Annotated in this window: 8 protein-coding genes; 7 read left to right on the plus strand and 1 reads right to left on the minus strand. The window is 71.1% G+C overall.

Features of this window, described 5'->3' with window-relative positions; all coding sequences use genetic code 11:
- Positions 1–53: 53 nt before the first annotated feature.
- Positions 54–1,262 (minus strand): oxygenase MpaB family protein, encoded by a 1,209-nt coding sequence (locus LZ495_RS01430; RefSeq protein ID WP_235049913.1) that lies wholly within the window; start codon positions 1,260–1,262, stop codon positions 54–56.
- Between the two features lie 269 nt (positions 1,263–1,531).
- Here LZ495_RS01430 and LZ495_RS01435 point away from each other — a divergent pair, with 269 nt between their 5' ends.
- The 7 genes from LZ495_RS01435 to LZ495_RS01465 all read left to right on the plus strand — a co-directional run bounded on the left by LZ495_RS01435 (position 1,532) and on the right by LZ495_RS01465 (position 9,905).
- Positions 1,532–2,695, plus strand: a complete 1,164-nt coding sequence (locus LZ495_RS01435) for an acyl-CoA dehydrogenase family protein (protein WP_235049915.1) — start codon at positions 1,532–1,534, stop codon at positions 2,693–2,695.
- Between the two features lie 98 nt (positions 2,696–2,793).
- Positions 2,794–4,710 carry an AMP-dependent synthetase/ligase gene (locus tag LZ495_RS01440; protein WP_235049920.1) on the plus strand — a complete coding sequence of 639 codons (1,917 nt, stop codon included), beginning with the start codon at positions 2,794–2,796 and terminating at the stop codon, positions 4,708–4,710.
- 781 nt (positions 4,711–5,491) lie between these two features.
- Entirely contained in the window at positions 5,492–6,955 is a 1,464-nt protein-coding gene (locus LZ495_RS01445) for a sensor histidine kinase (RefSeq protein WP_308267492.1), read from the plus strand.
- Complete coding sequence (locus LZ495_RS01450) at positions 6,955–7,365, plus strand: roadblock/LC7 domain-containing protein (RefSeq protein WP_268822174.1); 411 nt, start codon at positions 6,955–6,957, stop codon at positions 7,363–7,365. The genes LZ495_RS01445 and LZ495_RS01450 overlap by 1 nt, the downstream gene beginning before the upstream one ends.
- Positions 7,362–7,724 carry a DUF742 domain-containing protein gene (locus LZ495_RS01455; RefSeq protein WP_235049925.1) on the plus strand — a complete coding sequence of 121 codons (363 nt, stop codon included), beginning with the start codon at positions 7,362–7,364 and terminating at the stop codon, positions 7,722–7,724. Before LZ495_RS01450 ends, LZ495_RS01455 begins: the two co-directional genes overlap by 4 nt.
- The gene (locus LZ495_RS01460; protein WP_235049929.1) at positions 7,705–8,367 is read left to right on the plus strand and encodes a GTP-binding protein; all 663 of its coding nucleotides are present in this window, start codon (positions 7,705–7,707) and stop codon (positions 8,365–8,367) included. Before LZ495_RS01455 ends, LZ495_RS01460 begins: the two co-directional genes overlap by 20 nt.
- The gene (locus tag LZ495_RS01465) at positions 8,364–9,905 is read left to right on the plus strand and encodes a cytochrome P450 (protein ID WP_235049931.1); all 1,542 of its coding nucleotides are present in this window, start codon (positions 8,364–8,366) and stop codon (positions 9,903–9,905) included. The genes LZ495_RS01460 and LZ495_RS01465 overlap by 4 nt, the downstream gene beginning before the upstream one ends.
- The last annotated feature ends 65 nt before the right edge of the window (positions 9,906–9,970 follow it).

A 9,970-nucleotide genomic window follows, 5' to 3' on the forward strand; every position in this document is an offset into this window, starting at 1 on the left:
CCCCGCGGCCGGACCTGGTCGTACCGCGGGGCATCGCGCGGGGCATGTCCCGCTCAGGCGCCGGGACGGTTCGCGGCCGGGAACGTGATCGGTGTGTACGTCGCCGAAGTACCGTTGTTCAGGTAGAGCATGGCGATGGCCCGGATGGCCTGGTCGAACAGGTAGTAGGTGTTCGGCATAAACCAGGACGTGGCCTCGCGGAAGGCGACGTACAGCGGCCAATCGGTCCTGATGATTGCGCGCGCGAGGAAGTCGCGCGGGATGTTGAGCCAGTTGGCGTAGGTGTCGCCGATCAGGTACCGGACCAGCTCGCTGACGAATCCGGTGTCCAGGCCCGCCACCGGGTCCTGCACGTACCCGAGCAGTGTCTTGCACAGTTCGTTGCCCTCGAACGTGCCGGCCAGGACCGGCCACAGCATCTGGTCGGCCTGCGCTCGGGCGTCCGACCAGCTGGCCGGGATGAACTCGTCCCGGACGCCGAGCAGAGACAGCGCTACCTGCCAGGCGTGCAGGTCGGCGGCCGCCTCGGCGGGCGAAAGGTGGACATGCCACTTCTTGAGGTTGTTCTGCGTGTACGTGGCCACGGAGTGGAACGTGCGCAGGATGTCGCCGTTGCTGATCGGCTTCGGCTGGTCTGCGGTCGCCATGAACTTCGCGGACGTCGGCAGCAGGTTGCGGACGGCCGCGTGCACGAGACGCGTCTTGTTGGCGGTGACGATGAAGTGGCCGGTGGGTTGCCAGGCCCGCGCGCTGTGCAGGTCGTAGCCGAAGGTGAAGGTCTTGGCCGCGCGCGCCTTCATGTCGGCGCCGCCCTCGGACCAGTAGACCGCCCGGGCCTCGCGCGGGATCACGGTGCTGAGGATGCCACTGCCCAGGCTCTCGGAGACGAACAGGTAGCTGCTCAGCCGGGTGTAGAGCTTCTCCGACTGGGCGAGCAGGGCGGGGTCGGCCCAGGAGGGCAGGCGGTTCACCTGCTGCAGGTAGGCCGTCACGTAGCCGGGCATGCCGCTCGGCAACGGGTCGCGGTTGTCGCGCCACGAGCCCCAGGCCGCGTTGACCGAGGCGGCGGCGCCGTCGGCCAGGACCCGTGCGGCGACCTCGTCGGCCACCGGGTCCCAGACCTGGAAGGGGTCGGCGACCGTGTCGGTCCCGGCGAGCGAGCCGGACGAGGACCATGCCCACGCTTGCGGAGTGGCGGCGAGGGTGGTCAGACCCAGGGCGGCACCGAGCGTCAGAGCCTGCCTTCTATTGAGATTCTCCATCTACTTACCGGCTTCCGGGTAGGCCAGAACTCACCTTGATGAGAGGCGTGATGCTGACTTGAAAGGAGAGCGACAAGGTTGTCTGGCGATGTGATTTCTGATTAACATAGCGGCGCGATTCGGTGCCGTGAAGGGTTCGTTGCGGCCGAGTTTCCGGATCCTGTCGCCGCGGTGCCCAGGCCTCGCTCGACGGCCCGGGCCCGGGCTCCGGCGCACCTCCGCACCTCCGCCTTGCCCAGCAATACCCCAGGCCCGGATCGGAGTTCCTGATGACCGGTGTGGTCTCCTTCCGACGCGCGCTATACGGCGAGGAGCACAGGCTCCTGCGCGAGACGGTCCGGGCCTTCGTCGAGAAGTACGCCGCACCGCACGCCGACCGGTGGCGTGCCGAGGGCAAGGTCGACCGCCGGCTGTTCAGGGAAGCCGCCAAGGCGGGGATCCTCGGCTTCAACATCCCCGAGGAGTACGGCGGCGGCGGGGTGTCCGACTTCCGCTTCAACGCGGTGATCGGCGAGGAGTTCTCCCGGCACCCGGTGTCGGACGGGCTGGCCGGGGTGTCGCTGTCCAACGACATCGTCGTCCCCTACTTCACCGACCTGACGAACGCCGAGCAGAAGGCCCGCTGGCTGCCCGGCATCGCGGCGGGGGAGCTCATCGTCGCGGTGGCGATGACCGAACCGGGCACCGGCAGCGACCTCGCCGGGATCAGCACCACCGCGGTGCGCGACGGAGACGAGTACGTGGTCGACGGCAGCAAGGTGTTCATCTCCAACGGCCAGAACGCCGACCTCGTGGTCACCGCGGTCCGGACCGGCCCGGACCGGCACGGCGGCATCAGCCTCATCGTCGTCGAGGCCGACCGGCCCGGATTCGCACGCGGGCGGAACCTGGAGAAGATCGGCCTGCATGCGCAGGACACCAGCGAACTGTTCTTCTCCGAGCTCCGGGTGCCCGCCGCGAACCTGCTCGGCGACGAAGGCACGGGGTTCAAGATGCTGATGCAGAACCTGCCGCAGGAGCGCATCTCGATAGCGGCGAACGCGCTGGCGGCCGCGGAAGGCGTGCTCGAACGCACTCTGGTGTACGTCAAGGAGCGCAAGGCCTTCGGGCAGGCGATCGGCTCCTTCCAGAACACCCGCTTCCAGCTTGCCGAGATGGTCACCACCGCGCGGGTGGGACGTGCGTACATCGACGACCTGATCGTCCGTCAGTCACGCGGGGAGCTGAGTGCCGCAGACGCGGCGGCGGCGAAGTTCTGGGCCACCGAGCAGTACGTCGACATCGTCGGCCGCTGCCTGCAACTGCACGGCTCTTACGGCTACATGCTCGAATACCGGATCGCGCACGACTACCTGGACTCGCGCATCTCCACGATCTACGGCGGCACCACGGAGATCATGAAGGAGATCGTCGGCCGCGACTTGGGGCTGTAGCCCCGCTCTTCCTCCCATCCCCGCACGCCCACCCATCGGGCCTGTCCGGGACTTCCGGCGCCCCTCCCTCCCGCATCCCGTTCGAGACGAGGCCCCAGTTGACCAGGATCCTGCGGCTCCCCGCCGAGCCGGGCCGGCTCACGCTGCCCACGCTGCTTCACCGCAACGCCGAGGACCACGCGGACCTGCCCGCCCTGTCCTGGCACTCCGCCGCGCTCGCCGCAGCCGCTGCCGGTCCCGGTGCGGGTGCGGCTGCCGATCCCCATGCCGATGCGGCGTCCACCGCCTGGACCACCCTCACCTGGGGCGAGGCCCGGCGGCGCGTCCTGAACCTGGCGGCGGCACTCGCCGCCCTCGGCATCGGACGCGGTGACAAGGTCCTGCTGATGATGCCCAACAGCCCCGAACACTGGCTCACGGACTTGGCCTTGGTGCATCTCGGAGCCGTGCCGATCAGCGTCTACAACACCGCCGCCGCCGACCAGATCCGCCACATCAGCCGGCACAGCGGTGCCGAGACCGCGATCCTCGACGGTCCCGCCGAGGCCGAACGCTGGCAACCGGCCCTGGCGGACACCGAATCCCGGCTGAGCCGGCTCCTCCTGGCCCGTCCCGGCACTACGTCGCACCCCCGGCTGCCCGACCCGGAGCGCACCGACCGCGACCTGGCGGCGGTCGAGTCCGCCTGGCGGACCGCGGACCCGGCAGAACTGCTGACCGTCGTCTACACGTCCGGAACCACCGGCGAGCCCAAGGGCGTCGCGGTCAGCCACCACGCCGTCGTCGCCAACGCCCTCGCCCTGGACGGCGCGACCGACCTTCCCGACCACGTCGAGCACGTCTGCTACCTGCCGTTCGCGCACATCGCCGAACGCATGCTCGGGATCTACCTCCCGGTCTTCCGCGCCGCACACGTCTATCTGTGCCCGGACGCCGCGATGCTCGGCCCGGTGGTCCGCGACGTGCACCCTGTCCAGTTCTTCGGGGTACCCCGCATCTGGGAGAAGACCGCCGCGGCCGTCCAGGCGGCCGTCGAGCGCCTCCCTTCCGAGCTCCGTACCGCCATCGCCGACGCACAGGACACCGTCCGGCACCACCACCACGCGCTGGACCAGGGCACGCGCCCCTCGGCAGCCGCGTCCGCCGACTGCCAGGCCGCCCTCGACCGGACGCTCCGGCCGATCCTCGCCTCGGCAGGGCTGGACCGTGTCGAGCGCGCCGCCAGTGCCTCCGCCCCGATGCCGCCCACTGTCCTCGACTTCTGGGCCGGCTTCGGCATCCGCATCATGGACGCCTGGGGCCTGACCGAAACCATGGGCGTGGCCACCACCAATACGCCGGACGCCTTCCGCGCCGGCTCGGTCGGCAAGGCCACCGACGGCGTCGAACTGAAACTGGCCGCGGACGGCGAAATCCTCGTCCGCAGCGACTTCCTGACCCCCGGCTATCTCCGGGCCGACGGCACCGTCGAGCCGGTGGTCGACGCCGACGGCTGGTTCGCCACCGGCGACGTCGGCAGGCTCGACGACGACGGCTTCCTGTGGCTGACCGACCGCAAGAAGGAACTCATCATCACCTCCCAGGGCAAGAACATCTCCCCCGCCCTGGTCGAGAACGCCCTCAAGGCGCACCCGCTCATCGGCCAGGCCCTGGCGTACGGCGAAGGCCACCCCTACATCGTCGCGCTGCTCGTCCTCGACCCCGAAGCCGCCACCGCCTGGGCCACCGCCCGCGGGCTCACCGGCACCATCCCCGAGTTGGCCGGCCACCCCGACCTCGCCACCGAGGTCGCTGCTGCCGTCGCGGCGGCGAACGCCACCCTCAGCCGCGCCGAACAGGTCAAGAAGTACCACCTCCTGGCCCGCGAATGGTCACCGGAGACCGGCGAGCTGACCCCCTCCCTCAAGCTCAAGCGCCGCATCGTCGTCACCCGGCACGGCCACCACTTGGAGGCCCTCTACAAGAACGCCGCCACCCCGCAAACCACCACCAAAGGCTCACCGGCGCTCCCCTGACCGGCCTCCGACACACCGACGATCGGCGACGTACAGAACCTCGCAGAAGCAGCATGCCGGAGGTTCCGCGCCGAAATCCGTCGAGCTGCTCCTCCGCCTGACGCGCCGACTGTCACATCGCGTGTTGTGATCGATGTCACCTGGCTGCGAATCGGTGGGTGGAGTGTCGGAATTGGGGTTTCCCGGAGGGGTTTGCGCGCGGGAATCGGGAGGGGAATTGCCTCGGTTATGCGGGACGCGCCGGCGTGCGCGCCGGGGCAAAGGGCTTGCAGAGCGCGCGCATAGGCGGACAAGGCGGGTATCGGCCGGGTCCGAATGCGGTATGCGGAGCTCGCGTGCGAGCGTCGCACTGCCCGGCAATCTGAAGCGACTATGCTCCGGAGGGCCCTGCGAGATGCGGCGATCACGGCCAGTGGTCGGCAATCGCGGTGCCGCCACTGACCGTTGAGACGGGGTGGCCTCGGTGCCGATTACCGAACGCCGACGGCAAGCGACAACGGTGCGCGCTGGTGCTCCTGTTGCCGCACGCGCCGGGGCGGTGCGGCGGTAAGGCGGCGGACCGCGGCCGTGCCGGCGGGGCTTCGCCCGGCACGGGTCCCCGTCCCTCCGCGCGATTCCGAGGATGTCCATGGTCCATGTCGGGTCACCACCCGAACCCCAACGTCCCACGCCCGCCGGTGCGATCTGGTTGATCCCGGTGGCCGTGTCGGTCATTTGTTCCGCGACTGCTGTCGCTCTGGTCGGCAAAGACGTTCGTTTACCTCTGGGGATAGGCCTCGGAGTGGCGACGATCGCAATTGCCGTGGTGGCAGTGGAAGCCGTACGCCGGGGCCGGCAGATCGCCGCGGCGAAAGAGGCGCACCGGCAGCAGGAGGCGGCGCTGGTTGCCCGGCTGGCGGCCCAGGAGGCGGAGCTGCACCGGTTGACCGGTGAGCTGCTGCCGAAGGCCATCTACCGGCTGCAGCACGGTGACGGCGTCGAAGAGGTGCTGCAGGGCGTCGACGTGGGGCCGGGCGTGTCGCCCGAGTTCGCGGCGGCGCAGCGTTCGGTGCTGCGGTCGGTCGCCGAGGCGGTCGAGGCGGAGGAAGGGCTCCGCGACTCCGCGCAGCGGGCGTTCGTCAACATCGCGCGGCGCGTGCAGGCGATCGTCCACCAGCAGGCCACCGACCTGCGCGAGATGGAGGACCGGCACGGCAACCGGCCCGACGTGTTCGGCGACCTGCTGAAGATCGACCACGGGACGGCGCTCATCGGCCGGCTGGCCGACAGCATCGCCGTCCTGGGCGGCGCCCGACCGGGGCGCCAGTGGCAGAACAACGTCGCGCTGTACAGCGTGCTGCGCGGTGCGGTGTCGCGGATCACCGACTATCCGCGGGTGGAGATCCTGGCGGTCACCGAAGTGGCTGTGCTGGGCGCTTCGGTGGAGCCGCTGATCCACGCGCTCGCGGAGCTTCTGGACAACGCCACGCGCTACTCGCCGCCGAAGACGAAGGTGCGGGTCACCGCGAGCGAAGTGCAGTCCGGCGTCGCGGTGGAGATCGAGGACGGCGGCATCGGCTTGGCGGAGGAAGCCCGACGGCGCGTCGAGCGGCTGCTCGAGGAGGCTTCGGCCGGGCTGGACCTGGCGGACCTCGGCGAGTCGCCGCGGCTCGGTCTCGCGGTGGTCGGCCGGCTGTCGCAGGCGCACGGGTTCAAGGTGTCGCTGCGGCCGTCGGCGTACGGCGGCGTCCGCGCCGTCCTCGTCATCCCGAAGGAACTGATCACGACGGCCCCGGTGTCCGTGGTGTCCGGTGCCGCGCCGGGGCTGCCCGCGCTGCCGAACTCCCGTACGCCGCAGCCGGTCGGAGCGTCCGTCAGGTCGGGACGCAGCACTGCTCGGGCCGGATCGGCATCCGCGTCGGCGTCCGCAGCGGCATCCGCAGCGGCCGCAGATTCCGGCAAGTCGGGTGCGGCGCCTGCCGGGACGGTGGGCGGGCCGTCGGACGCAGGCCGGGGCAGGCCCGTCCAGCGGACCGCGAACGGCCTGCCGCAGCGCAGCCGCCGTACGCCCGCGACCCCGCCGTACGGCACCCCGGCGCAGCGCCCGGCCCCGGAGGCCGCGGACGCGGCGGGTACGGCAGGCGCCGGAGACTCCGGGCCGGCGACCGAACCCGGGCTGTGGCTTGCGGCGTTCCAGAGCGCGGTGTCCGGCACGCCGACCGCGGACTCGAGAGTTGACGAATCGTCGGACGAGGGTGATCGGTGATGCAGAAGCGAGCGGATCTCGACTGGATCCTGAAGGATCTGGCGGACAGCGTCCCGCAGACCCGGCACGTCGTGGTGCTGTCGTCCGACGGCCTGTGCATCGCCCAGCACGGCTGCGACGTGGACACCGCGGACCGCATAGCCGCGGCGTGCGCCGGGCTGCAGAGCCTGTCGTCCGCGATCGCCACGGAATTCCCGCACGGCGACGGGCGGATGCGCCTGGTCGTCATCGAGATCAGCGGCGGGATGTTCTACCTGATGGCCGCGGGTACCGGCGCCTACCTCGCGGTGCTGGCCGACGAGGGCGTGGACGCGGGCCTCATGGGCCAGCGGATGCGCGACCTCGTCATGCGGATCGGCGAGCACCTGAGCGCGCCGCCGCGGGCGACCCCGGCCGGGCGGGCCACATGACAGGACCCAGGCGACCCGAGTGGGACGAGGGCGTACCCGAGCGCTTATATGTGATCACCGGCGGGCGGAGCGGCACGACGGGGCCGGAACCGCTCGACCTGGTCACGCTCGTCGTCTCGCGGGCGAACCCGGAGGACGTCACGCAGCCGGAGCTCGCGGCGATCCTGCGGATGTGCGAATTCCCGTTGTCGGTGGCCGAGATATCCGCGTACCTGGCGCTGCCCGCCAGTGTCGTGATGGTGCTGCTGGCCGATCTTCTGGCCGCCGGACGGGTGGAGGCCCGCGCGCCGATTCCGGCCGCGTCGCTGCCCGACACGGCACTCCTCGAGGCGGTGATGCATGGACTCCGGAATCTCTGAAGGGCTGCCGGGCCCGGCGGTCGGCCGGAACGGGCCCGCGACGCTTTCGGGCCCGAGTCCGCAGGACCTGCTGCCCGCGACGGCCACCGCCGCCGTCAAGATCGTGATCGTGGGCGGCTTCGGCGTCGGCAAGACCACGATGGTGCGCGCGGTCAGCGAGATCCGCCCGCTCACCACCGAAGAGACCATGACGCAGGCCGGCGAGGGCGTCGACCTCCTCACCGGGGTCGAGGACAAGACCGAGACGACCGTGGCCATGGACTTCGGCCGCATCAGCCTGAACGAGCGGCTCGTCCTGTACCTGTTCGGCACGCCGGGCCAGGAGCGCTTCTGGTTCCTGTGGCAGGGCCTGTTCGAGGGCGCGTTGGGCGCGGTGGTCCTGGTGGACACCCGGCGGCTCGAGGTCAGCTTCGACATCATCGGGCGGCTGGAGGAGCGCGGTGTGCCGTTCGTCGTGGCGTTCAACGCCTTCCCGGACGCACCCCTGCACGACCTCGTCGAACTCCGCCAGGCGCTCGATCTCCCGGACTGGGTGCCGCTGGTGGACTGCGACGCCCGCAGCCGCGCGTCCAGCCGCGACGTCCTGCTCGAACTCACCCGCTATCTGCACGCCATGACGTTGGCCCGATCGGAGGCCCGATGACCGCCTCGCCCACCTCATCCCCCACTGGTGCCGGCGTGCCCGATGCCGGTGCGGCGACGCCGCCTCCCGGCTGCCCGGCGCATGCCGGTGCGGTCCACCTGTCCGGCACCGAGCACCGCACCGACCCGATGGGCCTGTACGAGCGGCTGCGGGAGGAATACGGCTCGGTGGCACCGGTGTTGGTGGACGGCGATCTGCCCGCGTGGCTGGTGCTCGGCTACCGCGAGAACCTGGAGGTCGTCCGCACCCCCAACCGGTTCACCCGCGACTCGCGCCACTGGGGCTCCTTCCAGCGCGGTGAAGTCGCGGCCGATTCGCCGCTGTTGCCGATGATCGGCTGGCAGCCGCTGGCGGCATTCCTGGACGGCGACGAGCACCAGCGGCTGCGCTCCGCGGTCACCGACAGCCTGGGACGCCTGGACCGCCGGGGCATCCGCCGGCACGTCACCCGGTACGCCGAGCAGCTGATCGCGGGCTTCGCGGCGGACGGCGAGGCCGACCTCATCGAGCAGTTCGCCGAGCAGCTGCCGATGCTGGTGATGACGCAGCTCCTCGGCATGCCGGAGGAGCACGGCCCGCGGCTCGTCGAAGCCACCCTGGACCTGGTTCGCGGCACCGAAACCGCTTACGAAAGCAACCAGTTCGTGGTGGATACCCTCCAGGCGCAGATCCCCCGCAAGCGCGAGCAGCCGGGCAGCGACATCACGTCGTGGCTGATGACGCACCCGGCGGAACTGAGCGACGAGGAGGTCGTGCAGCACCTGCGCCTGCTGCTCGCCGCGGCCAACGAGAACACGACGGTGTGCCTCAGCAACACCCTGCGCCTGGTGCTGACCGACCACCGGTTCCGGGCTTCGCTGGCCGGCGCGCGGATGACGCTGCCGGACGCCGTGGAGCAGGTGCTGTGGGACGAGCCCCCGTCGATGGTGTGCCCGGGGCGCTGGGCCACCGGTGACACCGAGTTGGGCGGGCATTCCATCAAGGCGGGCGACATGCTGCTGCTGGGCCTGGCGTCCGGCAACGTGGACCCCGCGGTGCGGCCCGACCTGAACGTCCCGATGCACGGCAACCGTTCGCACCTGGCGTTCAGCAGCGGTCCGCACGAGTGCCCGGGGCAGGACATCGGCCGCGCGATCACCGAGACCGCGGTCGACGTGCTCCTCGCCGCTCTGCCGGGGATCCATCTCGCGGTCGAGGACAAGGAGTTGGAGTGGGTGTCGTCGTGGCACTCGCGGCATCTCACGGCGCTTCCGGTGCAGTTCCCGGCGCGGCAGCCGGTGGCTCGGGCGGCTGAGGCGGAGGTTCCGGGGGCGGCTGCAGGGGCTGTTGCAGGAGCTGTTGCGGGAGCTGTTGCGGGGAGCCGCCCGGCGGCGACGCCCGCGGCGTCGAGTGCGGCCTCGCGCGCGGCAGCTCCGTCCGCCACGCCGGCTGCCCCGGCTGCCTCCGCGGCACCGGCTCCGGCTCCAGACGCTGCTGCACCCGCCGCGCCCAAGCGTCCCTGGTGGCGGCGCCTGCCGCTGCTGCGCTCGCGCGGCTGACGCGTTCCGTCGCCGGGCACCCCGCAGCGGGGTGCCCGGCGCCGGGCGTCCCCACCCGGCGCGAA

Origin of the sequence: Yinghuangia soli (genome assembly GCF_021502675.1) — a bacterium.
Lineage (GTDB): Bacteria > Actinomycetota > Actinomycetes > Streptomycetales > Streptomycetaceae > Yinghuangia > Yinghuangia soli.